We start from the raw sequence: 26775 nt of genomic DNA on the forward strand, positions 1-26775 counted from the left end.
TAACTTAAAAATTTAATGTTATGTCTTTAGTAAAATTTTCAAATTCGTACCCAGACTTGTTTGATCGTTTTTTTAACTACGATATGTTAAATAGTTCAGATAAGCATTTCTCTAAAACAAATACCTCTATTCCATTGGTGAACATTTCTGAAAACCATGATGGATTCTCTATAGAAATGGCGGTTCCTGGTTTTAAAAAAGAGGATTTTAAAATAGAGGTAGACAATGGTAAACTAACCATATCTTCTGAAAAAAAAGAAGAAACCAACAACACACAGTCACCAAAATACTCTATTAAAGAGTATAGTTATCAATCATTTAGTAGGTCTTTTACTTTGGCTGAGAGTATTGAGCAAGAAAAAATTAAGGCCAATTATGATGATGGAATACTTAAAATATTTATTCCTAAAAAAGAAGAGGCCAAACCAAAACCTATAAAACTCATAGAAGTTAACTAACCTTTTTTAAACATGTATTTTAATTTTATAAGCTATGGTAGAATTACAAAAACAAGTATTAAGTCAGGTAGTAAACCACAAAAATTTATTTATTAAAGAATTGATGAAATCTAAAAAGTGGTTAACTCCTTCTGAAATAGTGGAACTAAAAAATTGGTTATTACAAGAACAGTTTAAAGAATATCACACAATTATTGAGGCTACTTTTAATAATTACAAATACCAACTAGCTTCATAAAAAAAGGGCTGTCTGAAAAGTAAAATTTCGTCAAACTGAACTTGTTTCAGTTCCTCATCACTACTATTTAAAAACATAGTGTGATGCTGAACTAAATTCAGAATGACGTTTTCTAATACTTTTCAGACAAACTCTTTATTTTTATAAAAACCAACAATCTGAAAATAAACATTTTAAATTATATTGTTTGTTAGAAACCTTTTATTGATGTAAATTTACATCAAAAGTGAATCTCATGGCAAGACAAAGTATTTCATTTACACAACCAAATGATGAATGGTTAAAATCTCAAGTTGACAACAAAGAGTATTCTAGTAAGAGTGAGCTTGTTAATGACTTGATAAGACAAGCTAGAAAACAACAAAGACAAATAGACTGGATAAGTTCTAAACTTGAAAAAGCTGAGAAAAGTGGATTTACAAACGACACTAAAGAACAAATATTAGCTGAATCTAAGTCTTTGCTTAATGGCTAAATTCAAATTAAGCAATGTTGCGAAAGAAGATTTAGTGAGAATTCATCATTATGGGGTTGAAAAATTTGGAATGGCAAAAGCCGACAAAAATTTTAATTCTTTTTTTGAGTATTTTGAAACTATAGCTGAAAATCCGTATTCACTTGAATCTGTAGATTTCTTAAAAAAAGATTATAGACGTTGCACTTGTGGTTCAGACAGTATTTATTATAGAATAAATCATAGTAACGTTGTTGAAATTATGGCTATAATTGGAAAACAAGATCTGAACAATCTCATTTAGTGAAAAAAATTACGGTGGCCAACACCTGCTCATAGTTAGTGCACCCTACTGCCCTACTACATTTTTTTATCTACCAAAACCTCATAAAGAAACAAAACTCTCACCCCCCCAACAACAATGTCAGTTCGAGTTTCTTTTACTGTAGTGACAACGAAAGCAAAAGAAGTATCGAGAACAGCTTTATTCCCCAACCTCCTTCTAAAATTTTATTTGTGAAGAACTTTTAGCTTTTGTGCATAAGTATCTCTTTCAATCATGCCTTTAATTGGGTATTTTTATAAAAAACAAAACAACAGACCAACCCACAAAGTAGTAGGTACGGATATAACATGTTGTGTGCAATTAAAAAAAATAAAATGTTAAATTCTACTTTTGAAATAGAAATCATTGAAATAGGTTGGTATAATGGAGAAAAATCAGCTCCATATGATAGATGTGCACACGGATATTTGAAAGTAATAATTGGAACAGAAATAGTTGTTAAACCAGATTTATGGTTAAATATAAGTGCAAGCGGATTACATTTACTAAGAACATTAGAGTCTAATCATACAAAAGAAAATCAACTATTTAGAATATTACTTCCAACAGATGGACACCACCTTAACCATTTACCAGAAGATGAATGTGTGACAATTGAAACAGAGATGGACAATGGATATAATTGGTGGATTGAACACGACAATTCTTATGTAAACTTAACTACAGAATCAAATACTATAACTAAAATAAAAATAGAAGAATATTCAGAGCAAATTATTCAATTTATTAATAAAATAGAAGAGTTTTTTAGTAAAGACATAAAGAAGACAATTCCTGAGTCCGAATATGACCACAAAGGATATTTAATGTTTAAAAAAGAGTGGAGAAAAACAAAAAATAAATTTGAAAAAGTATAAATAATAAACAGCACACAACACCGGCTAAACTTCATGCGGGTTCTGTGCTTACTTCAAAGTTTTGTGTATATTTACTAGGTCGCCAAATCTTGTTGATTTGGCTTTGTGAAAACCAAAGAAACAAATCCAAACAAAAAGCTTCAGCTTAGTACGTGTTCGAAAATCTGGCCGATTTTCAACCCCGCACAAAGCCTAGCCAAAACCGTTGCAAAATCAACCATATACACCAATCTTATAAAAAAACAAAAAACCGTTTCAAAAATATGAAACGGTTTTTTATCAACCTGAATATTTATCAATTCATTATTTTACTTCTTCAAAGTCAACATCTTCTACATCGTCTCCTCCGTTAGATGCTGTAGCAGGCTCTTCTTGTTTAGCTCCTGCATTACCTCCTTGTGCTTCTTGAGCAGCCGCTTGGAATTCAGCAGCAGCACCTTGTAAAGCAGTGTTTAACTTTTCAATAGCAGGATCAATTCCTTCTATGTTTTTAGCAGCGTGAGCAGCTTTTAATTCAGTTAAAGCAGCATCAATAGGAGCTTTTTTATCTTCAGGAAGTTTTCCTTCTACTTCTTTCAATTGCTTTTCTGTTTGGAAAATCATTTGATCAGCAGTGTTTAACTTTTCTGCATTTTCTTTTGCTTTTGCATCAGCCTCTGCGTTTGCTTCAGCATCTGCTTTCATTTTAGCAATTTCTTCTTCTGACAATCCTGAAGAAGCTTCAATCTTAATTTCTTGAGATTTATTAGTTGCTTTATCTACAGCAGAAACTTTAATAATTCCGTTGGCATCAATATCAAAAGTTACTTCAATTTGAGGAGTTCCTCTTTGTGCTGGTGGAATATCAGTTAATTGGAAACGTCCAATAGTTTTGTTATCTGCAGCCATTGCTCTTTCTCCTTGTAATACGTGAATATCAACAGAAGGTTGGTTATCTACAGCCGTAGAAAATACTTGAGATTTTTTGGTTGGAATAGTGGTATTCGCTTCAATTAATTTTGTGAATACATTCCCCATAGTCTCAATTCCTAAAGATAAAGGTGTAACGTCTAATAACAATACATCTTTTACATCTCCAGCTAAAACTCCTCCTTGAATAGCTGCTCCAATAGCAACAACCTCATCTGGGTTTACTCCTTTATTAGGCTCTTTTCCAAAGAATTTTTTAACCTCTTCTTGAATAACTGGAATACGAGTAGATCCTCCTACTAAAATTACCTCATCAATATCTGAAGTATCTAAATCTGCATCTTTTAATGCTTTTTTAACAGGCTCCATAGAACGCACTACCAAATCAGCAGCCAATTGCTCAAATTTAGAACGAGTTAAAGTTTGTACCAAGTGCTTAGGACCGCTTGCAGTTGCCGTAACATATGGTAAGTTAATTTCTGTTTGAGTAGAAGATGACAATTCAACTTTAGCTTTCTCTGCAGCTTCTTTTAAACGTTGTAAAGCCATTGGATCTTTACGTAAATCTACTTGCTCAGCAGCGTTAAACTCATCTGCTAACCAGTCAATAATCACCTCATCAAAGTTATCCCCTCCTAAGTGAGTATCTCCGTTTGTAGACAATACTTCAAAAACTCCATCTCCAATTTCTAAGATAGAAATATCAAAAGTACCTCCTCCTAAATCGTAAACAGCAATTTTTTGGTCAGATCCTTTTTTGTCAATACCATAAGCCAATGCAGCAGCAGTAGGCTCGTTAATGATACGTTGTACTTTTAAACCTGCAATTTCTCCAGCTTCTTTAGTTGCTTGACGTTGTGCATCGTTAAAATATGCAGGAACTGTAATAACAGCTTCTGTAACTGATTGACCTAAATAGTCTTCAGCAGTTTTTTTCATTTTTTGCAAAGTCATTGCAGAAACCTCTTGAGGTGTATACAAACGACCATCAATATCAATACGTGGAGTGTCGTTATCTCCTTTTACAACTTTATATGGTACTCTAGATACTTCATCAGTACACTCAGAGAATTTGTTCCCCATAAAACGTTTTACAGATGCAATTGTTTTGGTTGGGTTGGTTACTGCTTGTCTTTTTGCAGGGTCTCCTACTTTACGCTCTCCTCCTTCAACAAAGGCAACGATAGATGGAGTGGTTCTTTTTCCTTCAGCATTAGGAATTACTACTGGATCGTTTCCTTCCATTACAGAAACACAAGAGTTCGTAGTTCCTAAGTCAATTCCGATAATCTTACTCATAATTATATTTATTTAATACGTTGTTTATTCATTTTTACACTTACAAATAGTCAATTTGTGTGCCACTAAGAACCAATCCCTAAATTGTCAGAAAGAAGTGACAGGCTGTCAGAAATCTATAAAATAACAAAGCCTTTCATAAAATATTGAAAGGCCTTGTTATTGTTTGTAATTTGATGGTTTTATCTGGTAAAAACAAAATTGGTTTCGGTAGACAAGTTGGCATCAAAAGCATAACCTTCATAATTAAAACCTTTTAAACCTTCTATGGTCTCAATATTTTTATCGATGATATAACGCACCATTAAGCCACGTGCTTTCTTAGCAAAAAAGGAAATCATTTTTAATTTCCCGTCTTTATAATCTTTAAAATCAGGAGTAATTACAGGTACTTTTAACAATTTAGGTTTTACTACTTTAAAATATTCGTTACTTGCCAAGTTTATAAAAACATCCTCCTCTAACAATTCTTTATTTAATTGATTTGTAACTGTATCACCCCAAAATTGATATAAGTTTTCTTTTCTTCCTATTTTTAATTTTGTTCCCATTTCTAAACGATAGGGTTGCATTAAATCTAAAGGTTTTAAAATTCCGTATTGCCCCGATAAAATTCTCAATTTATCTTGTAAAACTTTAATTTGTTCCTCTGTTAATGAATAAGCATCTAACCCTGCATATACATCACCGTTAAACGCAAATACTGCCTGACGAGCATTTTCTAGAGTAAAAGGCAAGGACCAATCTTGATTTCGTTGCCAATTTAAATCACTCAATTTTTCAGAAATTTTCATCAAATCTCCTAATTCTTTAGGTTTCTTCTTTTTTAAAACTTTATTTAGTTTTTCTGCTTCTTCTAGAAAGACTCCTTGTGTAAAATCTTTTGTTGGAATTTCTGACTCAAAGTCTAATGATTTTGCTGGTGATACTACAATTTTCATTTTTCTTTATATTTTTTAATCATGAACGAATTTAAGAACTTACACAAACCTTTTAATATTCATGATATAGCCAAGATGTAAGCCTTCGTGATAATTATTATATTCTATTGCTCCTTGTATTGAATTTATATGAAACCCCATACTGGTTTCTAGTTTTTTATACTTGATAAACTTTCCGTCTTTATAATCCGAAATTGTTTTATCTATCAATGTCAACAAAAGCGTTTTTAACATTTCTACTTCTTTTGCAGATACTTCTTTAGTAGGTCTGGTTCCAGGTCCATAACTTTTAATCATGTCAGTTAACACATAAGTCTCCAATCCTGAAAATTTATAAACCAATACTTGTTGGCAAACAATAACATGAGCAATATTCCAGATAAGATTGTTACTAAAACCTTCTGGAATTTTATTTAACTGTTCAACAGAATAGTTGTTTAAATATGTTAAGTATATTTCTCTATTTCTTTTCCAAATATTAAATACAGCTTCCATTGCTTCACATTTTTCTTATTTCCAAGTTATCATAATTAACTTAGGATCCCTGTGTTATTTCTATTTTTTAATTCCAGATTTCATTTGATTCGGTCAAAATCAAAGGTTCTTGATCCGTTATTAAAATTGTTTGTTCATGCTGTGTCACATAACCTCCTTTGTCACCAACCAAAGTCCAACCATCGTTTAATTCTAATGCAATAGTTGATTTTGTGGAAATAAAAGTTTCAATTGCGACTGTCGTATTTTTTCTAAATCTTTCTCGATTTGTTTTAACTCTATAATTTAGAATATTTTCAGGCTCTTCGTGTAAACTTTTCCCAACACCGTGACCCGCCAAGTTTTTAATTACTTTAAATCCAGATTTTTTTGCTTCTGTTTCAATTATTTGTCCAATGTCAGCTATTTTAACTCCACCCTTTATGTTGGTTATAGCTTTTTTCAAGATATTTTTTGATGCATCTACAAGTGGTTGATGATTATGTATGTCTTTTCCAAGTACAAAAGAACCTCCATTGTCAGACCAAAATCCATTTAATTCTGCTGATACATCAATATTTATCAAATCTCCTTCCTTAAGAATTTTATTTTCAGATGGAATTCCGTGGGCAACTTCCTCATTAACACTTATGCAAGCATATCCCGGAAAATCATAAGTTTCATAAGGTGCTGATTTAGCTCCATAACTTTTTAAAATATCCTCACCATATTCATCTAATTCTTTGGTTGACATACCAACTTTCGCATATTCTCTCATTAATTTTAGTGTAGTACCAACAACTTCACTAATCTTTTTCATTCCGATTAATTCTGATTCTTTTGTTATTGACATATCTTTTTTTTCATTTTTCGATCATCTATTTTCGGTTCTCGACTATACTTCAGCAAAACTCAGTACAGGCTTCTCGAACACCTTCTTAACAACTCTACTCCTTAAATTATTAACTCCTAATATCTACTTATTCGTCAATGTATACCCTCTCCACTTTTCTAACACTTGTTGTAAATCATCTGGAATTTCAGAATCAAAACGCATCATTTCTCCTGTGGTAGGATGTTCAAACCCTAAAGTCTTGGCATGTAAAGCCTGACGTGGAATTAACTTAAAGCAATTGTCTACAAATTGTTTATACTTTGTGTAGGTAGTTCCTTTTAAAACTTTATCACCTCCATAACGTTCATCGTTAAAAAGTGTGTGACCTATATGTTTAAAATGTGCTCTAATTTGGTGGGTTCTACCTGTTTCTAATTTACATTGCACTAGTGTAACATAACTAAAACGTTCTAACACTTTAAAATGAGTGATGGCTGGTTTTCCTTGGTCTCCATCAGGAAATACATCTTGCTGCAATCTGTTTTTTAAATTACGTCCTATATTTCCCTCTATAGTTCCTTCATCTTCTTCTATATTTCCCCACACCAATGCATAATACAAACGTTCTGAAGTTTTATCGTGAAATTGTTTAGACAAATGAGTCAAAGCATGTTCTGTTTTAGCCACAACCAACAATCCACTAGTATCTTTATCTATTCTATGTACCAAACCAGGTCTTCCATCTGCGTTTTCTGGTAAATTTTTAAAGTGATACATAAGAGCATTCACCATAGTTCCATCGTAATTTCCATGACCAGGATGTACTACCAATCCTGCCGGCTTATTAATTACAATTACCTCTTCATCTTCAAAAACAATATCTAACGGAATGTCTTCTGGCAATATTTCTGTTTCTCTTGGAGCAAATTCAAATACTACCGTTACCACATCCCCTGGCTTTACTTTATGATTGGCTTTTACCACCTCCTCATTTACCAAAACATTTCCATCTTTTACCGCTTGCTGAACTTTGTTACGGGTAACATTCATCACAAAATTCATTAAAAACTTATCAACTCTTAAAGGTTGCTGTCCGGCTTCGGCTACAAATCTATAATGTTCATAATTGTCTTCTACTCCCTCCATTTCTGGTGTAAATTCTTCCATAATTATCTTAATTCTCCGTTACCTATTACCACATCTATTATAGACATTTTTGGTAATTTATCTCCAGACTTTAATTCTTGACCTTTAAATTTTAACCCTCTTACAACAGTTCCTATATCATCAATTTCTTCATACTGTCCTACAATAAATCCGCTATTGATAATTAATTGCTGAATTTCTTTTTTAGTTCTTCCGTAAAATGGTGGAATTGGGGCACTGGCATATCCGTCAGGATTAATAGTTATATAAATTTTACGTTTTTCTTTTACTATTTGTCCTGCTTCTGGCAACTGCTCTAAAACTGCTTCTTTAGGAATCTCTGGGTTATAACTTCCTGTTTCTAACAATACATAATCTAACATTTTATCGTCTAATACTACTTTGACTTCATCAACGGTTAGCCCTACTAAATTTGGAACTTCTATTTTTTGATCTTGATTGGTATAAGTGTGTAAGTATTTAATAACTCCCCATAAGATAAGAGCTAATAGTATTACTGAAACAAAAAGACTGATAATAAAATGTTTACTTTTTAGAAACTTGATAAAACTCATTTATAATGTTTTTTGACAAAGATATAAAACCTATATGTAGGGTTTTGAATTAATATTTAATATTTTTACGACCCTAATTTTATTTTCATGAAGCAAAACATTGCAGTAATAATGGGTGGATACTCTAGTGAGTACAACATTTCTATGATTAGTGGTAACGTAGTCTATAATCATATTGATAAAAATAAATACAATCCTTACAGAGTAGTTATTACCAAAGAAAAATGGGTAGCTTTAAATGAAAACAACCAAGAATTTAATGTTGATAAAAATGATTTTTCAGCCATTATTGATGGAACTAAAATCAATTTTGATTGTGTATTTAACGTGATTCATGGAACGCCTGGAGAGGATGGAAAAATATTAGGATATTTTGACATGATTGATCTGCCTTACACCTCTGCTCCTGCTTACCAAATGGCATTGACTTTTAACAAGCGTGATTGTTTAAGTGTGTTACGTAAACACGGTATTAACACTGCAAAATCTTTCTATTTTGATAAAGGAGATGACATCAATCCAGAAAAAATTGCAAATGAACTAGGATTGCCTTGTTTTGTAAAACCTAACAATGCAGGTTCTAGTTATGGAATTTCCAAAGTCAATAAAATAGAGGAATTTTCAATAGCTCTTGAAAAAGCTTTTAAAGAGGATCATGAAATTTTAATAGAATCTTTTTTAGATGGAACCGAAGTTTCTATTGGAGTCATTACTTATCAAAACAAAGTATTGGCTTTACCTGCTACTGAAATTGTATCAGAAAATGACTTTTTTGATTACGAAGCCAAGTACGAGGGAAAATCACAAGAAATTACTCCTGCAAGAATTTCAGACATTCAATTACAAAATTTACATACCGAAGCCATTAAAGCCTATAAAGCTCTAAACATGACTGGCTTTTCTAGATCTGAATTTATTTTTATTGGAGACACTCCTTACTTTTTAGAAATGAATACCGTTCCAGGAATGACTACTGAAAGTTTATTGCCACAACAAGCCAAAGCTGCAGGAATCCCTTTACCAGACTTATTAACTAATGCTATTGAAATGGCCATAAAAAATAAGTAACTTGTAACTATTATGAAAAAAGCTGTATTCCCAGGTTCTTTTGACCCTATTACTTTAGGTCATGTAGATGTTATTAACCGTGCCTTGCCTTTATTTGATGAATTGGTGATTGCCATTGGTATTAACGATACCAAAAAATATAGATTTTCTTTAAAGGAAAGACTCTCTTTTATAGAAAAAACTTTTGAACACGTACCAAACTTAAAAATTGATACTTATACAGGCTTAACTACTGAGTTTTGTAAAGATGTAAATGCAGATTTTATATTAAGAGGGTTACGTAACCCTGCAGATTTTGAGTTTGAAAAAGCCATTGCTATTACCAATAGAAGATTAACAGGCATAGATACCGTTTTTCTATTAACCAGTGCAGATACTTCTTTTATTAGTTCTAGTATTGTGAGAGATTTATTAAGACACAACGGAGATTTATCAAAATTTGCCCCTCAAGCAGTAATAGACGGAAGCAAATAGTCAAAAAAAAATCGCTTAATTTAATTAAGCGATGGTATATTTCTTTTTATATAATTTCTTTTTGGGAGTAAGAATATTTTCTATTCTTTTTACACGCATAAAAACATCTTCTACTTCTTTAGCATCTACCGTATTTTCTGTAGAAGTTTCTGTTTTGGATTCAGAATCCTTTGGGTCTCCTTTTTCCAAACCATTGGCATGTGATGACAATGAAACGGTCAATACAAAAACAAAAAGTATATTTTTAATTATAGAGTGCATCTTATCTTTTGATTAGCATTGCAAATATAGGCTCAACATTGTTTCTTAAACATCATCCTAATGTTATCTAATCGTTAACAAACATTTCCTAGTTTCTGTTTGTAGAGCTGTATTTGTATTACAATATCATCAAATCCTTGTTCCCATCTGAAACATTATGTTCCATATAAGCCCTAGCCCCAAAAAAAATCAAAAAAGAAAGACTTTATAACGTTTCCTTTTACCACTACAACTACTCTTAAACCCTTTGTTTTACTAGCATCCTTGTAAATTATTTTGACTATCTACCCCTTTTTTTAATTTTATTATAAAACCGTTTGTGTACAAATTACGTAGAACTAATAAATAACTTTATTAACGTCAACAAGATTACACATGAAAAACACCAAAAACATTACCAAACAAGAAATCTTAACAGCGTACATGAACCACGTGTTAGACTTTGGTAGTCAACCTAACTCTATTCATTCCTTTGCTAAAAAAATAGGCATTGAAGAAAAAAATTTTTATAAATATTATACTTCTTTTGATCAAGTAGCTGCTGATGTTTATGTTACTTTTTACGAAGAAACCATCAAATTAATGATGTCAGAAATATCTTATAATGAATTAGATAGCCGAAACGAATTATTAGCTTTTTATTTTACTTTTTTTGAGCTTTTAACCAACAATAGAAGTTATGTATTAAGCACTTTAAACAAACCTACTATTGATTTAAAAAAAATAAAATTATTTATTCCATTAAGAAAACAATTTAAAGAATTCATCAAATCTTTAAATATTGAAACCATAGACCTAAAACAAGAAAAACTAAATACTTTTAAAGAAAAAAGTATAGAAGAAATTGCTTGGACACAATTGTTGTTTACCATTAAATTCTGGATGGAAGATACCTCACCCGCTTTTGAAAAAACGGATTTGTTTATAGAAAAATCTGTAAACGCTTGTTTTGACTTATTAGACTACACACCACTTGAAAGTATTATAGACTTTGGAAAATTCTTTTTCAAAGAAAAAATTAAACCCCAATTTTAAATTATGAAAACCATTGATAACATCCCTACAGGAAAAATACAAAGAGCTTCTAAACTAATTAGTACTGGAGCTAAAGTTGGAATAAACTACCTTAAATACAATGTAGAAAAAACTGTTGGAGATGCTGTCATGGCAAAAAACAAACTAGATGAGTCTAATGCTACCGACATTTACGATAGCCTAAAAGACTTAAAAGGTAGTGCTCTAAAAGTAGCGCAAATGCTTAGCATGGAAAAAAGCATGTTACCAAAAGCTTATGTAGAAAAATTTTCATTATCACAATTTTCAGTACCTCCCCTATCTTCTGCTTTGGTGCTTAAAACTTTTAGAAAGTATTTTGGCAAAAACCCTAGTGAGTTATACGATACTTTTGATCTAAACTCTGTAAACGCTGCAAGTATTGGTCAAGTACACAAAGCCAGTTTAAACAATCAACCCTTAGCGGTTAAAATACAATATCCCGGAGTGGCACAAAGCATCAGTTCCGATTTGGCTTTGGTAAAACCCATTGCCATAAGAATGTTTAATATCAAAGGGGAAGGATCAGACAAATACTTTAAAGAAGTAGAAGACAAATTAATTGAGGAAACCAATTACATTCTAGAAGTAACACAAAGTGTTGAAATTGCTAATGCTTGTAAACATATCTCTCACTTAAAATTCCCTAAATACTATCCTGAACTTTCTACGGATAGAATTATTACCATGGATTGGATGACAGGGGTTCATTTATCAGAATTTGATATCAACAATGCTGATGAACATATCAGAACGCAATTAGGTCAAGCTTTGTGGGATTTTTACATGTATCAAATACACATCTTAAAAAAAGTACATGCAGATCCACATCCTGGAAACTTTTTAATTTCTGAAAACAAAGAGTTAATTGCGTTAGACTTTGGATGTATGAAAAGTATTCCCAATGATTTTTATGTCCCTTATTTTGAATTGGCGAATCCAGAAATCATCAATGATGATACTTTATTTAAAGAAAAATTATACGAACTAGAAATTTTAATTTCCGAAGATGGTCCTACAGAAATTGCTTTTTTTACGGAGTTATTTAAACAACTTTTAAGCTTGTTTACCCAACCTTTTCACTCCGAAACCTTTGATTTTTCAGACAGTGTGTTTTTTGGACAAATAGCCGAATTGGGGGAACGATTTAACAAAGACCCAAGAATTAAGGAAATGAATGGAAACCGAGGTTCTAAACATTTTATTTACATCAACAGAACCTTTTTTGGCCTTTATAATTTAATGTTCGATTTAAAGTCTAAAAACATTCAAATAAACAATTATAAAAATTTTGCATGAAAGTATTTACAAACAAAGAAATAGCCTCCCTAGAACACTTGTATAAAATAAATTTAGTCAATAGTGTCACAGGAATTAAATCTGCCAACTTAATAGGCTCTATCTCTAAAAATGGTATTGAGAATGTATCAGTATTTAGCTCTGTTGTCCATTTTGGATCTGAACCTCCTTTATTAGGTATGGTATTTAGACCTACAACAATAGCCCGAAATACATATGATAATATTAAAGAAACAGAATATTATAGTATCAATGCCATTCATCAAGCTATTATAAAAGAGGCACATCATACCAGTGCTAAATATCCTGCAGAAATTAATGAGTTTGACAAAACAGATTTAATAGCAGCATATAAAGATGATTATAAAGTCCCTTTTGTTAAAGAGGCTCCAATTCAAATATTGATGAAATATGTGAATGAATATCCTATTAAAGAAAATGGAACTCTATTGGTCTTGGGTGAAATTCAAAAGTTGTATCTTAAAGAAGAGTTACTACAAGAAGATGGTTTTGTAAACTTAAGTCAAGGAGAAGTGGTTGGAATTAATGGTTTGGATGGATATATAAAACCCAGTTTAATAGAAAGACTTCCATACCAAAGACCTAAAATTTAACCCTTATTATAAAGTATAGATACTGCATAGTTAAAGTATAGTTAAAGCATTAAAACAGGAATATGAAAATCTTAATTACAGGAACCACAGGCTATATTGGCCTAAGATTAATTCCCGAGTTGTTAACAAACAACATGGATCTAGTTTGCTGTGTAAGAGATATCAATAGAGCTCCTGTTGCCTATCTAAACCATCCCAAAATCACTTTTATAAAAGTTGATTTTCTAAAAAAAGAAAGCCTAAACAACATTCCTAAAGATATTGATGCTGCATATTATTTAATACACTCCATGTCTAACACAAGTACAAATTTTGCTGATTTAGAGGCCAATTGTGCACACAACTTTACAGCTTACATTAATAAAACCAACTGTAAGCAAGTATTGTATTTAAGTGGTATTGTAAATGCAAGCACTTTATCTAAACATTTAAACTCTAGAAAAAAAGTAGAAACCATTTTATCCAACGGAAATTTTGCAACGACTACTTTTAGAGCAGGAATTATTGTAGGAAGCGGAAGTGCATCTTTTGAAATCATAAGAGATTTGGTAGAAAAACTACCCATAATGATTACTCCAAAATGGCTTAATACTAAGACTCAGCCCATTGGAATTGCTGATGTTATTTCTTTTTTATCAAAAGGTTTATTAAAAACTGAACTTTATCATAATTCATATGACATTACTGGTCCCGAAATACTTACTTATAAAGAAATGTTATTACAATTTGCACAAGTAAGAGGTTTTAAAAGGTGGATTTTTACAGTACCTGTTATGACTCCCAAACTATCCTCTTATTGGTTGTACTTTGTAACCTCTACAAGTTATCCTTTGGCAGCTAGCTTGGTAAACAGCATGAAAGTTGAAATAATTGGAAAGAAATCAGACATCAATCAACGACTAAACATATCTCCTATTCCTTATAAAAAAGCCATCAAAAATGCTTTTAAAATCATTGATCAAAACGGAATTATATCTAGTTGGAAAGATGCTGTTAACACTCCAATACTTAACGATGCACTAGGAAAACACATTAATTTACCTCATTATGGTTGTTATAAAGACCTAAGGCAGGCAAATATTATTGATGAAGAAAAAACATTAAACAAAATATGGAGTATAGGAGGAAAAAATGGTTGGTATTATGGTAATTTTTTATGGAAGTTACGTGGTTATATAGATCTATTATTTGGAGGAGTAGGACTAAGAAGAGGAAGAACCCATGCAACTGAAATTCAAACCGGAGATGCTTTGGATTTCTGGAGAGTCATTTATGCTAATAAAAACGAAAAAAGATTGCTTTTATATGCAGAAATGAAAACTCCAGGCGAGGCATGGCTTGAGTTTAAGATGATAAAAAACGTATTATACCAAAGAGCTGTTTTTAGACCCAAAGGATTGTTAGGTAGATTGTATTGGTACGCTGTACTCCCTTTTCACGGATTTATTTTTAAAGGAATGATTAACAATATTGTAAAAGACTAAAACATGCATACAAAACAGTCACTTGCCGTTGTTTGGTTAAAAAGAGATCTAAGATTATTTGATAATGAAGCAATATTCAATGCCTTAAATACAGGTAAAAAAACATTGCTTTTATATGTCTTTGAACCTTTTTTACAAAAAGATCCTCACTACAACACAAGACATTGGAACTTTATAAAAGAATCTGTTGCTGACTTAAACAAACAATTACTTACATATAACTCTAAAATACTTGCAATCAATTCTGAAATGGCTCCAGCATTAAACCAGCTACAACAGCATTATTATATTAAAGACTTATATTCTCACCAAGAAACAGGTTTATTAAGCTCCTATCACAGAGATCAGAAAATAAAAAGATATTGTCATAATAATTTAATTAATTGGCAAGAAAATATTTGGAATGGTGTATTCAGAGGTCTTAAAAACAGAAAGGGCTGGGTAACCAATTGGAAAAAATATATGGAAACAAATCCAATTCAATTTAAGCCAAACAACCAATTACTAAGTATTCATGAAATTGAATATTTAGAAACACTTTTTAATGTTACAGACTTATCTACCCCTAACCCAAGCGCTTTTCAAAAAGGAGGTACTACCGAAGCTTTAAAATATCAGAATACCTTTTTTAAAGAAAGATACCTTAACTACACCAAAGGAATTTCTAAACCAGAATTGGCTAAAGAAAGTTGCAGCAGACTTTCTCCATATTTAGCTTGGGGGAATTTATCTACCAGACAGGTTTGGCACAATGCAAAAAACATTAGACCGCTTAGTAAAAACAAAAAAGATTTAGATGCTTTTACCTCCAGATTAAAATGGCAAGCACATTTTATTCAAAAATTTGAAATGGAACATACTATGGAGATATCTAGTATTAACAAGGGATATCACTTTTTAAAAAAGAGTATTTCTATTAAATATCAAAAGGCATGGCAAACTGGAAAAACAGGTGTTCCTATGGTTGATGCTTGTATGAGATGTTTAAACACAACCGGATATTTAAACTTTAGAATGAGAGCTATGGTAGTCTCTTTTTTCACTCACTTATTATGGCAACCTTGGCAAGATTGTGCCGTATATCTGTCCAAAATGTTTATCGATTTTGAGCCTGGAATTCACTTTGCACAAGTACAAATGCAAGCTGGAGAAACGGGTGTAAATACTTTAAGAATATATAATCCTGTTAAAAATGGTTATGAGCATGATACCAATGCTGATTTTATTAGAAAATGGGTACCAGAGTTAGCTCATTTACAAACAAAACACATTCATGAACCCTATTCCATGACTCCTTTAGAGCAAAACCTATATAATTTTAAAATAGGTGTTGACTATCCTGAACCTATTATTGATTTAAAAGAAAACAGAAAAAAAGCCAATAAAATACTTTGGGAAATGAAAAACAGCCCTATAGTAATGCAAGAAAACAACAGAATTTTAACCAAACACAACACTCACAAAAAAACATTAAATATTGCAGGATAATGGAGGCTAAGTTTACAGCAGCACAAATTGATAGGATTATAGAAATGGCATGGGAAGACAGAACTCCTTTTGAAGCTCTAAAACTTCAATTTGGTCTATCAGAACCAGAGGTTATACATATGATGAGAACTGAAATGAAACTGAGTAGTTTTAAAATGTGGCGAAAAAGAGTGACTGGAAGAAAAACCAAACATTTAAAGAAACGAAACTTTATAAAAGGTTCCTTTAAATGTACTCGTCAAAAAAACATTACTCACAACAATATATCAAAAAGATAAAATTATGGCAACATATATCGTTATAGGAGCATCAAGTGGAATTGGATTAGCTACCGCAAAATTGTTAAGCAAACAAAACCATGAAATAATAGGTACTTATTGCCATACCACTCCTGAAAATATTCCTAATGTTAAGTTTCATCAAATAGACATTACTAAAGAAAACTTATCTTTTGATTTTATTCCTGATATCTTAGACGGAATAGTATATTGCCCAGGAAGTATTAACCTACTCCCTTTTACAAGAATAAAACCTGATGAGTTTTTAAACGATTATAATTTACAAGTAGTTGGAGCTATTAAAACCATTCAGGCCTGTCTTAAAAACTTAAAAAAAGGAATCAATCCAAGTATTGTTCTATTCTCTACTGTAGCTGTGCAACAAGGATTTAATTTTCATACCCAAGTAGCTAGTTCTAAAGGTGCTATTGAAGGACTAACTAGAAGTTTGGCTGCTGAATTAAGTCCTACCATAAGAGTTAATTGCATTGCTCCTTCTATTACACAAACACCCCTGGCTAAAAAGTTATTAGGATCAGAAACTAAAATAGAAGCCAATGCTCAACGACACCCCTTAAAAAAAATTGGACAACCAAAAGATATTGCTCACATGGTTAAATTTTTGTTATCAAATGAAAGTTCATGGATTACTGGCCAGGTTTTAGCTGTAGATGGAGGAATGTCAACCATAAAATTATAAAGTTATGATACTACCATTTTTAATTAAAATTCCAATTAAAAAATTACAAAAACAACATCAAAAATTACTAAAAGAAGCTTTGTCATTTTTTAACAAAAACAAAAATATTGCCTACGCTAAAATTGAAGAAGCAGAAAAAATTGCCATTAAAATTCAGCGTTTAAAGAAACACATTGTTCATCACTAAAACGTATTCAATAGCAATCAAAATTAAAGAACTAAAAAAATAATCATCATGGCATTTTATCAATTAAAAAAAGAGCAATACATCAATGCTAGTATAGACGAGGTATGGGAGTTTATATCTTCTCCTAAAAATCTAAAAAAAATCACCCCAAAACACATGGGATTTGATATAACATCTGGCAATGGTAATGATAAAATGTACCAAGGAATGATTATTAGTTATATTGTAAAACCAATATTAGGAATACCCACCAAGTGGGTTACAGAAATTACCCATGTGGTACCCAAAAAATATTTTGTTGATGAACAACGTATTGGTCCTTATAAACTTTGGCATCACCAACATATTTTAGAAGAACAAGAACAAGGTGTACTTATGAAAGATATTGTTACTTACCAACCTCCTTTTGGTTTTATAGGTGCTGTTGCCAATTTTTTATTCATAAAAAAACAATTGAATAATATTTTTAATCACCGCTTTAATATTATCAATAATATATTTAAAACCTCTGCTATTCATGTATAGTATATATTTTTAAAAAATGTATATTTGACCTGTGTTAAATTTTTTTAGGAATAACGTTTTTATAAAAATTCTGTTCGGAATTTTAGGAGTTCATTTACTTAATATTAGTATTGTTACTCCTAAGGCTACTCCTATCCATCATTCAAACGAACTATCTTTTAACAACCAAGAAAACAAGGTGGTATTTTTTCTAGAAAAAATCTTAGGATTTGAAAATGCTATTGAAGAATATGAAGATAGTACTGATGACTGTAAACAAAAAAATAATTTAGATATTGAATTGATTGCGGCTAAAGGATCTTTCTCTAAAAAAAAGCCACTATTACTTAATATAAATAAACAGAAGTTTCCGGAACTTATTCCACAAATTATTGAAGGGCATGAACAGTTAGACACTCCTCCGCCCAAAATATAAGTTATTTATAACCTACCATACCAAATTCTTGGTTTTACATTATTTAGAACATCCTTAACTTTAATTAGATAATATTTATTGTTAATAACCAAGCCATTTACCTAGATCTATTTTAAGAATCAACAAGACAATTATTTAACCTTTATAAATCGGGTAAATATTTGATTACTAAACTCGTAAACAGAACCATTAGTTTTCAATAAAAAAACAAAAATTTAACACATTTTTATAATTAGATAAACTATTAATCAACAACAAAATAGGCATAAATATTGCTCGGTATAAACTTATCTATAAGCAGCCTATTTATTATTTTTGAATAAAAAGAAATTATGACATTATCGCCATTAGTCAGGTTTTGGAAATTAATTAAACCCTATAAAAAACCAATAAGACTTATATACTACTATGCCATTATTAGTGGGGTAGTAAACTTATCTTTACCACTAGGAATTCAAGCAATTATTAACTACCTACAAACAGGTGAGCTAACCACTTCTTGGATTGTTCTGGTAGCTTTTGTATTAATTGGAATTGCTGTTACAGGTAAAATACAAATAAACCAATTACGAATTGTTGAAGATATACAACAAGATATATTTGCCAAATCTGCCTTTGAGTTTGCTTATAGAATTCCCAAAATAAGTAGGGTTAACTTAGACAAAGTTCATGCTCCAGAACTGGTAAATAGATTCTTTGATATTTTAACCATCCAAAAAGGGTTGCCTAAAATTTTAATAGATTTTTCCATGGCAGCATTTCAAATTATTTTTGGATTGATTTTACTTACTTTTTATAGTTCTTACTTTATTGTTTTAGGAATTTCTCTATTCTTAATTATCTATTTAATATTTAAGTTTACAGGCCCTAAAGGATTAGATACCAGTATTAAAGAAAGTAAATACAAATATAAACTAGCCCATTGGTTAGAAGAGATTGCGAGTAACACCAAAACATTTAAAGTACTTAGAAAAGGAAATTTACATTTACAGAAAACAGACAACATTAACCTACAATATTTAGAAAACAGAGAAGCTCACTTTAAAATATTAATTAAACAGTTTGTACTTTTTATAGGTTTTAAAGTTTGGGTAGCTGCTGGGTTACTAGTTTTAGGAGGTGTTTTGGTTTTTAATCAACAAATGAACATTGGTCAATTTGTAGCCTCAGAGATCATCATTATTATGATTATCAACTCTGTTGAAAAAATTATTAGAATAGTAGAAACTATTTATGATGTTTTAACTGCTTTAGACAAAATTGGACATGTAACCGATTTAGAACTAGACAAAGACACAGGTAACGGTGAATTAAAAGATACTGCTAATGGAGTTACTATTGAGTTATCAGATATTTCTTTTAAATATCCTAATCAAGACCATTATGTGTTTAATGATTTGTCTGTAAAAATGAAGCCCAAAGCCAAAGTTTGGTTAAAAGGAGAAACTGGTAAAGGTAAATCAACCTTATTAAATATTCTTGCTAGAATGCACAGTCCAGAAAAAGGAACTGTTTTAATTAACAACAGACCTTCTGAATATTACTCTTTAGATTCTTTTCATGATCAAATAGGATATATTGGACCAAACACAGGACTTTTTGAAGGTACCATAGAAGAAAATATTTTAATTGATAGAAAAATTGAGAGTGAAGAGCTAGATATTATTTTAGAAAAATTATTACTAAAAGACCATATATCTAAACTTAAAAATGGAATAAAAACTAAAGTAGATTCTAGAGGAAGACGTATGCCTAAAAGTACTACTCAAAAAATAGTATTGGCAAGATATTTAGTTAATAATCCTGCTATTTTATTACTAGAAGACCCTTTACAATTTATTGATGAAGACGAGAAAAAAGCCATTATAGACTTTATTATGGATGAGAACAAACCTTGGACAGTTGTTGTAGTTGCCGATTATTTATATTGGGCAAACAAAGCAAATCAAATAATAAAATTATAAGCTCATGTTAAATATATCAGAAAATAGCATCAGCAAATTTGTTAAGTTAAGTGATTATAAATCATACAAATACTTAAAAAACAAAGACACTCAAAAAAAACGATTTTATTACGGTATTGCCATTGTTGGTATATTGCTAATTACTTTTTTTGTTCCTTGGACACAGAATATTAAAGGTAAAGGTTATGTAACCACACTTTTACCAGAACAAAGACCACAACCTATACAATCTATTATTTCTGGGCGTTTAGAAAAATGGTATGTTAGAGAAGGTAACTACGTAAAAAAAGGAGATACACTTATTTATATTACCGAGGTTAAAAATGATTATTTTGATCCTAATTTAATTTCTAGAACTCAAGAACAGGTAGATGCTAAAAGCGAAAGTATTACTTCTTATGATGATAAGGTGATAGCTTTAAAAGCACAATTGGCTTCTATTAGGGAAAGTAGAATATTAAAATTAGAACAGGTTCGTAATAAAATTATTCAAACCAAAAACAAAATAGAAATTGACAGTATTGATTTAAATGCCTATAAAATTAAATACGATATTGCTGTAAATCAATATAAAAGAACAAAAGAATTACATAGCCAAGGATTAAAATCTTTGTCTGAATTACAAGAAAAAGAGTTAAAACAACAAGAGGTTTACGCTGCTTATTTGTCACAACAAAACAAGTTAGAAAACCAAAAAAACATGTTGATTAATTTTAAGTTGGAGTTGTCATCAACAGAGCAAGATTATCAACAAAAAATATCAAAAACCAATTCTGATATTCAAAGTGCCTTGTCTGCTAAATTAGAAGCACGTTCTAACACTTCTAAACTTCAAAATCAACTGAGTAATTACCAACAAAGACAAAACTTATATTACATTACCTCACCTACCAATGGGTATATTACAAAAACCATTAAAAAAGGAACCGGTCAATTGGTAAAAGAAGGGACAGATATTTTAACCATTATGCCTGCTGATTATGATTTGGCTGTAGAAATTTATGTAAAACCTCAAGATTTACCTTTACTACGTTTAGGAGATCACTCTAGATTACAATTTGACGGTTGGCCTGCGATGGTTATTAGTGGATGGCCAGAAAAATCTACAGGAATTTTCTCAGGTAAAATTTTTGCTATTGATCAACATATTAGTACCAACGGAAAATATCGTGTACTCATTGCTCCTGATGAAGCCGATAAACAATGGCCAGAAAATTTAAGAGTAGGAACAGGAACTTATACTTTTGTATTGTTAAAAGATGTGCCTATTTGGTATGAATTATGGCGAAACTTAAATGGTTTCCCTCCTGACTTTTACCGAGCAAACGAAGATCATAATAGTGGAGAATCTGATGTAAAAACCAAAGCTCCTATAAAATCTGTTAAATAATGAACAAAGCAATTTATATAATACTTCTGCTTTGTGGATTAAAAAACTATGCACAAGTAGATTCTTTAAATATTTTAAGCTACAAAGAGTTTATTTTTAATGTCATTAGTGAGCACCCTATTGCTAAAAGTGCTCAACTAAAAGAAAAAGTTGCCAACGCAAAATTATTAGGTGCTAAAGGAGGATTAGATCCTTATTTAACCTCTAGCATAGATCAAAAAGATTTTGATGGAAAAGAGTATTACAACATTTTTAAAAATAAAATTAAAATTCCCACTTCTTTAGGAGTTTCTCTTACAGGTGGGTTTGATAATAATTCTGGTTATAATTTAAATCCCGAAAACAACACTACTAATCAAGGTTTGTGGAGTGCTGGTTTAGAAGTGGATGTTTTACAAGGTTTATTAACCAACCCAAGAAGAACAGCGCTAAAACAAGCAGAAGTTTACCAAACCATTGCAAAAAATCAACAATTACAATTGTTAAATGAATTGGTTTACGAAGCCTCAAAAGCTTATGCAGAATGGCAACAATACAGTTCTATTTATAGTATTTTACAAGACAACTTAAAGCTTAGTGAGCGATATTTAAAAAATGTAAAAAGTTCTTTAGCTAGTGGAGAAAAAACAGCGGTAGATACTTTAGAAGCTACCGTGTATTTACAAAACAACTTAATAGATTTAGTAAAATACAAACAGCTTTTGGCCGAAAAGAGATTAAAAGTAGAAAACCACTTGTGGTTAGAAAATATTCCTGTTGGTTTACAGTCTAATATTGAACCAGAAAGTAATATTATTCCTCATAAATCTGATGAAATTCCATTAGATGATAATTTAGATAGTATTCCTATTATTGCCGAAAAAACAGCAAAAAAACAATCGCTAATTTTAAAGCAAAAATTAAATAGAGAAAAACTAAAACCTAAATTAAAAGTAAAATACAATCAACTTTTAGGAACCAATGTAAACAACATCAATCCTAATTTTGATATAGATAATTACAAATGGGGAGCCAGTTTAACCTTTCCAATCTTTTTTAGATCTGAAAGAGGAAAATACAGAGAGAGTAAATATGCTGTAGATGAAATAAACTACGAAATAGCATACAAAAAGACTGAAATTCATAACAAAATTGTTGCGAACAAAAAGAACCAACACGCTTTGATAGATCAAATAGAATTGTTAGAAAAAAACATTTCAGGATATCAAAGATTATTACAAGCCGAAACTCAAAAGTTTTATTACGGAGAAAGTTCATTATTCTTAATTAACAAAAGACAGGAAAAACTAATAGAATCTGAGTTAAAACTACTAAGTAGTCAAAATAAATTAATCATAAACTATCTTGATTATTTATTGCTAACAAACAGAATAATCCCTGAAGATTAAGTTTTTTATCACTATATCAACCAATTTTAATGGATAAAAAAGAAATTAAAAATATTTGTCCATCAAGCAAACAAGAATGGAGATTATGGTTAGAAAAAAATCATGAAACAGAAGATGCTATTTGGCTTGTGATGTACAAGAAAAGTGCTAATACTCCCACTGTTACGTGGAGTGAAGCTGTTGACGAAGCACTTTGCTTTGGTTGGATTGATAGTACCAAAAAAACTATAAATGCTGAAAAATACATACAGTACTTTTGCAAAAGAAAACCAAAAAGTAATTGGTCTAAAGTTAACAAGGATAAAATAGAAATGTTAACCAAAAAAGGATTGATGTTTCCTGCTGGTATAGAAAGTGTTAAAACTGCAAAACAAAATGGTTCATGGACTATTTTAGACGATGTAGAAGCACTTATTATCCCTAAAGATTTAGAATTGGCTTTTCAACAACATCAAAAAGCTAAAGATTTCTTTTTAAGCTTAAGTAAATCTCATCGAAAATTACTTTTGTACAAAATTGTATCAGCTAAAAGGTCGGAAACAAGACAAAAACGTATAAATGATATTGCTATTCAAATGGAAAATCATCAAAAGCCATCTTAGTTTTTCATTAAAAACCTGAAATAATGTTTAAAAGAATCATCTTATTTTTAGTTATCAACTTTACTGCTCTAACCATTGGTGGACTATTTACTAGTGCAGGTGTAAACTCCAATTGGTATGAAAGTTTTAACAAAGCTCCATGGACACCTCCAGGTTACATGTTTGGTATTGCTTGGTCCTTTATTATGATTTGTTTTGCTGTATACATGGCACTACTCTATCCTAAGCACCAAAATAAAAAAACACTAATTGGTATGTTTATTATTCAATGGATTTTAAATGTTAGTTGGAACCCTGTATTCTTTTATTTTCATCAAACCATTTTAGGGCTGTTTATTATCATTGCACTAACATTAATAGTAACCATATTTTTACTAAAAAACTATTATACCTTAAAGCTAAAATCTCTTTTTATTGCTCCATATTTCCTTTGGCTTTTAATAGCAACTTCTTTAAATGCCTATATTGTTTTCATGAATTAAAAATCAACCACACTAGTTTTTTTATCACAATAAAAAACTAAATTTGCCGAATGCCAAGAAGAGAACGAAACAAGTTTGTAAAAAGAGGTGAAATTATCTCTATTACTATAGAAGACTATGCCTTTGGAGGAAAAGGAATAGGTAGAATTAGAAACGAAAACGGACAATTTGTAGTTTTTGTGCCGAACACTTTACCTGGACAAACGGTAAAATGTCAGATAAAAAAAACAAGCAAACAATATGCTGAAGCTAAATTGTTTGAAGTTTTATCACCATCAGACCAAGAAGTAGAAGTTCCTTTTCAAGCCATTCCCGGAGCTCCATACATCAAACTACCTATTGATATTCAACACGAATATAAAAAAACAAGTACGTTAGAATTGTTTAAACGTATTGGTAAAGTTGCCAATATAGAGGACTTATTTGATGAATTTATTAGCTCCCCAGAAGTATTCCATTATAGAAATAAAATGGAGTATGGTTTTTCTGCCATCCGTTATGATTTTGAACAAAAAACTGATGTAGATGAGTTTGCTCTTGGTTTTAAAAAACGTGGTACTTGGTGGTGTACAGAAAATTTAGATAAAGATTCTGGTTTGTTTGATACTCAGGTAGAAAACAGTTTAAAAATTATTCGTCAATTTTGTATTGACTCTGGTTTAGAAGCTTGGCATGCTCCACAAAAAAAAGGTTTTTTCCGTTATTTTGTAGTTCGTAAAAGTTATAAAACCAATCAGGTTTTATGCAACTTAGTAACAACTTCTCCTCAGCTATCTCATTTTAATATGGATGGGTTTGTTGCATTATTAAAAGAATTGTTTGGAGAAAGATTGGCCGGATTAATACACACAACCAACGATGAAATTGGTGACAGAACTTTAGCTGTTACTGGTAATGAACGTTTGGTTTTTGGTGAAGATAGAATTGTAGAAAATTTACTTGGATTGAATTTTGAAATTTCTATGAAGAGTTTCTTTCAAACCAATCCTAAATCTGCCGAAAAACTTTATAGTAAAGTCATTGATTATGCTTTAGAAAAAGCAGAAACAGTCAACGGAAAAATAGTCATGGACTTGTTCTGTGGAACAGGAACTATTGGTCAAATATTAGCTTCTAAAACTACCGATACTAAAATTATTGGAGTAGATATTGTTGCCGATGCTATTAAAGATGCTAAGAAAAATGCAGAACGTAACGGAATTAAAGGTGTAGATTTTTACGCTGCCGATGTTGGTAAATTCTTAGTAGAATATCCACAATACAAAGGAAAAATAGAAACCATTGTTTTAGACCCTCCACGTGCAGGAATCGCTCCTAAAACCTTAGACAAGGTAATAAGAATTGGTGCTAGTAGAATGGTTTACGTATCTTGTAATCCGGCAACACAAGCAAGAGATACAGAAACGCTAATGCAAGCTGGTTATAAAATATCAAAAATGAGTTTGGTAGATCAGTTTCCTCATACTGCACATATAGAAAGCATTATACTTTTTGAAAAATAAAAGTATGATTAAGAACCTCCCAGTTCTTGAGCCTCTTTACTTTGTAAAGGGGCTTTTTTTATGATAATATTAATTCTATGTAACTATACTCAATTTAGATGCCTGCTGTCTTTCAATCCCCAAGCATCTAAACTTCTTAAAATATTTTCTAATGATTTTCCTCTACTCGTAAGTCCATATTCAACTTTAGGAGGTACTACAGGATATACTTTTCTTGAAATCAACCCATCTTTTTCTAACTCTCTCACTGTTTGAGTAAACATTTTATTAGAAATTCCATCTATCTGTTTTTGTAAAACTCCCGAACGTATATCTCCCTCTAACAAATGAAATAAAATCAATGGTTTCCATTTGGTTCCTATTAAGTTCATTGTATAATTTAATGGACAAATAATATTTTTCATCATTTAACATATCTATATAACTAATAAACAGCAATATACTCATTTAATACACTATAGTACTTTTTAGTAAGTTATTGCTCATAAGTTAAATATAAACTAATTTTGAATTATTAAAACAATATTATGTCAACAAATAAAAATTACCCTAAGTCATTTTCTCATATTGGAATTACAGTTCCTGATATTAACAAAGCCGTTAAATTTTACTCAGAGGTTATGGGTTGGTATATAATTATGGAACCTTCTAAAATTAAAAAAGAAACTGATACTGCCATTGGTCAAATGTGTATTGATGTTTTTGGTAATGATTGGACTGAATTTGAAATTGCTCATTTATCAACTTCTGATGGAATTGGTGTTGAGCTATTCTCTTTTCCTAACGGAATAAAAGAAGCTCCTGAATTTAACCCTTTTAACACAGGTCTTTTTCATTTCTGTATACAAGACCCAAATATTGAAGAACTTATAGACAAAATATTATCCTATGGAGGAAAACAAAGAATGCCTATTAGAGAATACTATCCTACAGAAAAACCCTTTAAAATGTGTTATGTAGAAGATCCTTTTGGAATTGTTTTTGAAATTTACACACATAGTTATGAACTCACTTATTCTTCTGGTGCATACACTAAGTAATATTTTTAAGAATCCAGCATTAGCCCATA

The 26775-nt window shown here is 30.8% G+C and carries 32 protein-coding genes; 24 read left to right on the forward strand and 8 right to left on the reverse strand.

What is annotated here, in order from left to right; translation table 11 throughout:
• Nucleotides 1-20 precede the first annotated feature (20 nt).
• The 5 genes from ACXGQT_RS05285 to ACXGQT_RS05305 all read left to right on the forward strand — a co-directional run bounded on the left by ACXGQT_RS05285 (nt 21) and on the right by ACXGQT_RS05305 (nt 2353).
• Nucleotides 21-458 carry an Hsp20/alpha crystallin family protein gene (locus ACXGQT_RS05285; RefSeq protein ID WP_457830359.1) on the forward strand — a complete coding sequence of 146 codons (438 nt, stop codon included), beginning with the start codon at nt 21-23 and terminating at the stop codon, nt 456-458.
• Nucleotides 459-492: 34 nt separating this feature from the next.
• Complete coding sequence (locus tag ACXGQT_RS05290) at nt 493-696, forward strand: hypothetical protein (RefSeq protein ID WP_457830360.1); 204 nt, start codon at nt 493-495, stop codon at nt 694-696.
• A 235-nt stretch (nt 697-931) separates the two neighbouring features.
• Nucleotides 932-1171: a ribbon-helix-helix domain-containing protein gene (locus tag ACXGQT_RS05295; protein WP_457830361.1), complete on the forward strand. Its 240-nt coding sequence runs from the start codon at nt 932-934 to the stop codon at nt 1169-1171.
• Entirely contained in the window at nt 1164-1454 is a 291-nt protein-coding gene (locus ACXGQT_RS05300; RefSeq protein ID WP_457830362.1) for a type II toxin-antitoxin system RelE/ParE family toxin, read from the forward strand. The genes ACXGQT_RS05295 and ACXGQT_RS05300 overlap by 8 nt, the downstream gene beginning before the upstream one ends.
• Before the next feature lie 356 nt (nt 1455-1810).
• A complete protein-coding gene (locus ACXGQT_RS05305; RefSeq protein WP_457830363.1) occupies nt 1811-2353 on the forward strand; it encodes a hypothetical protein in 543 nt (180 codons plus the stop codon).
• Nucleotides 2354-2656: 303 nt separating this feature from the next.
• Here the strand turns inward: ACXGQT_RS05305 and dnaK are convergent, their stop codons facing one another.
• The 6 genes from dnaK to ACXGQT_RS05335 all read right to left on the reverse strand — a co-directional run bounded on the left by dnaK (nt 2657) and on the right by ACXGQT_RS05335 (nt 8532).
• Nucleotides 2657-4561, reverse strand: coding sequence for a molecular chaperone DnaK (dnaK, locus tag ACXGQT_RS05310; protein WP_457830364.1), 1905 nt, complete (start codon nt 4559-4561; stop codon nt 2657-2659).
• A 182-nt stretch (nt 4562-4743) separates the two neighbouring features.
• Nucleotides 4744-5502 (reverse strand): peroxide stress protein YaaA, encoded by a 759-nt coding sequence (gene yaaA, locus ACXGQT_RS05315; protein WP_457830365.1) that lies wholly within the window; start codon nt 5500-5502, stop codon nt 4744-4746.
• Nucleotides 5503-5541: 39 nt separating this feature from the next.
• On the reverse strand, nt 5542-5997 hold the full coding sequence (locus ACXGQT_RS05320; protein WP_457830366.1) for a DinB family protein: 456 nt from the start codon (nt 5995-5997) through the stop codon (nt 5542-5544).
• 67 nt (nt 5998-6064) lie between these two features.
• On the reverse strand, nt 6065-6829 hold the full coding sequence (gene map / locus ACXGQT_RS05325; protein WP_457830367.1) for a type I methionyl aminopeptidase: 765 nt from the start codon (nt 6827-6829) through the stop codon (nt 6065-6067).
• 123 nt (nt 6830-6952) lie between these two features.
• The gene (locus tag ACXGQT_RS05330) at nt 6953-7978 is read right to left on the reverse strand and encodes an RluA family pseudouridine synthase (protein ID WP_457830368.1); all 1026 of its coding nucleotides are present in this window, start codon (nt 7976-7978) and stop codon (nt 6953-6955) included.
• A 2-nt stretch (nt 7979-7980) separates the two neighbouring features.
• Entirely contained in the window at nt 7981-8532 is a 552-nt protein-coding gene (locus ACXGQT_RS05335; protein ID WP_457830369.1) for a PASTA domain-containing protein, read from the reverse strand.
• Between the two features lie 87 nt (nt 8533-8619).
• On the opposite strand from ACXGQT_RS05335, the gene ACXGQT_RS05340 reads away from it, so the two are divergent.
• The gene (locus tag ACXGQT_RS05340) at nt 8620-9600 is read left to right on the forward strand and encodes a D-alanine--D-alanine ligase (protein WP_457830370.1); all 981 of its coding nucleotides are present in this window, start codon (nt 8620-8622) and stop codon (nt 9598-9600) included.
• 12 nt (nt 9601-9612) lie between these two features.
• Complete coding sequence (coaD, locus tag ACXGQT_RS05345; RefSeq protein ID WP_457830371.1) at nt 9613-10074, forward strand: pantetheine-phosphate adenylyltransferase; 462 nt, start codon at nt 9613-9615, stop codon at nt 10072-10074.
• Between the two features lie 24 nt (nt 10075-10098).
• Here the strand turns inward: coaD and ACXGQT_RS05350 are convergent, their stop codons facing one another.
• Nucleotides 10099-10335: a hypothetical protein gene (locus ACXGQT_RS05350; RefSeq protein WP_457830372.1), complete on the reverse strand. Its 237-nt coding sequence runs from the start codon at nt 10333-10335 to the stop codon at nt 10099-10101.
• 375 nt (nt 10336-10710) lie between these two features.
• Here ACXGQT_RS05350 and ACXGQT_RS05355 point away from each other — a divergent pair, with 375 nt between their 5' ends.
• From ACXGQT_RS05355 to rlmD, 16 genes are all read left to right on the forward strand, one after another.
• Nucleotides 10711-11370, forward strand: coding sequence for a TetR/AcrR family transcriptional regulator (locus ACXGQT_RS05355; RefSeq protein WP_457830373.1), 660 nt, complete (start codon nt 10711-10713; stop codon nt 11368-11370).
• A gap of 3 nt (nt 11371-11373) precedes the next feature.
• Complete coding sequence (locus ACXGQT_RS05360; protein WP_457830374.1) at nt 11374-12687, forward strand: ABC1 kinase family protein; 1314 nt, start codon at nt 11374-11376, stop codon at nt 12685-12687.
• Complete coding sequence (locus tag ACXGQT_RS05365) at nt 12684-13301, forward strand: flavin reductase family protein (protein ID WP_457830375.1); 618 nt, start codon at nt 12684-12686, stop codon at nt 13299-13301. Before ACXGQT_RS05360 ends, ACXGQT_RS05365 begins: the two co-directional genes overlap by 4 nt.
• 62 nt (nt 13302-13363) lie before the next feature.
• Nucleotides 13364-14785: an SDR family oxidoreductase gene (locus ACXGQT_RS05370; RefSeq protein ID WP_457830376.1), complete on the forward strand. Its 1422-nt coding sequence runs from the start codon at nt 13364-13366 to the stop codon at nt 14783-14785.
• A gap of 3 nt (nt 14786-14788) precedes the next feature.
• The gene (locus tag ACXGQT_RS05375; protein WP_457830377.1) at nt 14789-16273 is read left to right on the forward strand and encodes an FAD-binding domain-containing protein; all 1485 of its coding nucleotides are present in this window, start codon (nt 14789-14791) and stop codon (nt 16271-16273) included.
• The gene (locus tag ACXGQT_RS05380) at nt 16273-16551 is read left to right on the forward strand and encodes a TIGR03643 family protein (protein WP_457830378.1); all 279 of its coding nucleotides are present in this window, start codon (nt 16273-16275) and stop codon (nt 16549-16551) included. Before ACXGQT_RS05375 ends, ACXGQT_RS05380 begins: the two co-directional genes overlap by 1 nt.
• A 4-nt stretch (nt 16552-16555) precedes the next feature.
• Nucleotides 16556-17251 (forward strand): SDR family NAD(P)-dependent oxidoreductase, encoded by a 696-nt coding sequence (locus ACXGQT_RS05385; RefSeq protein WP_457830379.1) that lies wholly within the window; start codon nt 16556-16558, stop codon nt 17249-17251.
• A gap of 4 nt (nt 17252-17255) precedes the next feature.
• On the forward strand, nt 17256-17438 hold the full coding sequence (locus ACXGQT_RS05390) for a Lacal_2735 family protein (RefSeq protein ID WP_457830380.1): 183 nt from the start codon (nt 17256-17258) through the stop codon (nt 17436-17438).
• Between the two features lie 48 nt (nt 17439-17486).
• A complete protein-coding gene (locus tag ACXGQT_RS05395) occupies nt 17487-17963 on the forward strand; it encodes an SRPBCC family protein (protein ID WP_457830381.1) in 477 nt (158 codons plus the stop codon).
• Nucleotides 17964-17994: 31 nt separating this feature from the next.
• Nucleotides 17995-18378: a hypothetical protein gene (locus tag ACXGQT_RS05400; RefSeq protein WP_457830382.1), complete on the forward strand. Its 384-nt coding sequence runs from the start codon at nt 17995-17997 to the stop codon at nt 18376-18378.
• 332 nt (nt 18379-18710) lie between these two features.
• On the forward strand, nt 18711-20342 hold the full coding sequence (locus ACXGQT_RS05405) for a peptidase domain-containing ABC transporter (protein ID WP_457830383.1): 1632 nt from the start codon (nt 18711-18713) through the stop codon (nt 20340-20342).
• A gap of 4 nt (nt 20343-20346) precedes the next feature.
• Nucleotides 20347-21732 carry an HlyD family secretion protein gene (locus ACXGQT_RS05410; protein WP_457830384.1) on the forward strand — a complete coding sequence of 462 codons (1386 nt, stop codon included), beginning with the start codon at nt 20347-20349 and terminating at the stop codon, nt 21730-21732.
• Nucleotides 21732-23120, forward strand: a complete 1389-nt coding sequence (locus ACXGQT_RS05415) for a TolC family protein (protein WP_457830385.1) — start codon at nt 21732-21734, stop codon at nt 23118-23120. Before ACXGQT_RS05410 ends, ACXGQT_RS05415 begins: the two co-directional genes overlap by 1 nt.
• 29 nt (nt 23121-23149) lie before the next feature.
• Complete coding sequence (locus ACXGQT_RS05420) at nt 23150-23722, forward strand: YdeI/OmpD-associated family protein (RefSeq protein ID WP_457830386.1); 573 nt, start codon at nt 23150-23152, stop codon at nt 23720-23722.
• A gap of 23 nt (nt 23723-23745) precedes the next feature.
• Entirely contained in the window at nt 23746-24204 is a 459-nt protein-coding gene (locus ACXGQT_RS05425) for a TspO/MBR family protein (RefSeq protein ID WP_457830387.1), read from the forward strand.
• 50 nt (nt 24205-24254) lie between these two features.
• The gene (rlmD, locus tag ACXGQT_RS05430; RefSeq protein WP_457830388.1) at nt 24255-25706 is read left to right on the forward strand and encodes a 23S rRNA (uracil(1939)-C(5))-methyltransferase RlmD; all 1452 of its coding nucleotides are present in this window, start codon (nt 24255-24257) and stop codon (nt 25704-25706) included.
• 89 nt (nt 25707-25795) lie between these two features.
• Here the strand turns inward: rlmD and ACXGQT_RS05435 are convergent, their stop codons facing one another.
• Complete coding sequence (locus ACXGQT_RS05435) at nt 25796-26113, reverse strand: winged helix-turn-helix transcriptional regulator (RefSeq protein ID WP_457830389.1); 318 nt, start codon at nt 26111-26113, stop codon at nt 25796-25798.
• Between the two features lie 120 nt (nt 26114-26233).
• Between ACXGQT_RS05435 and ACXGQT_RS05440 the strand changes: the two genes are divergently transcribed.
• A complete protein-coding gene (locus ACXGQT_RS05440) occupies nt 26234-26746 on the forward strand; it encodes a lactoylglutathione lyase family protein (RefSeq protein ID WP_457830390.1) in 513 nt (170 codons plus the stop codon).
• Nucleotides 26747-26775 lie beyond the last annotated feature (29 nt).

The sequence above is a fragment of the Wenyingzhuangia sp. IMCC45467 genome (assembly GCF_054111205.1).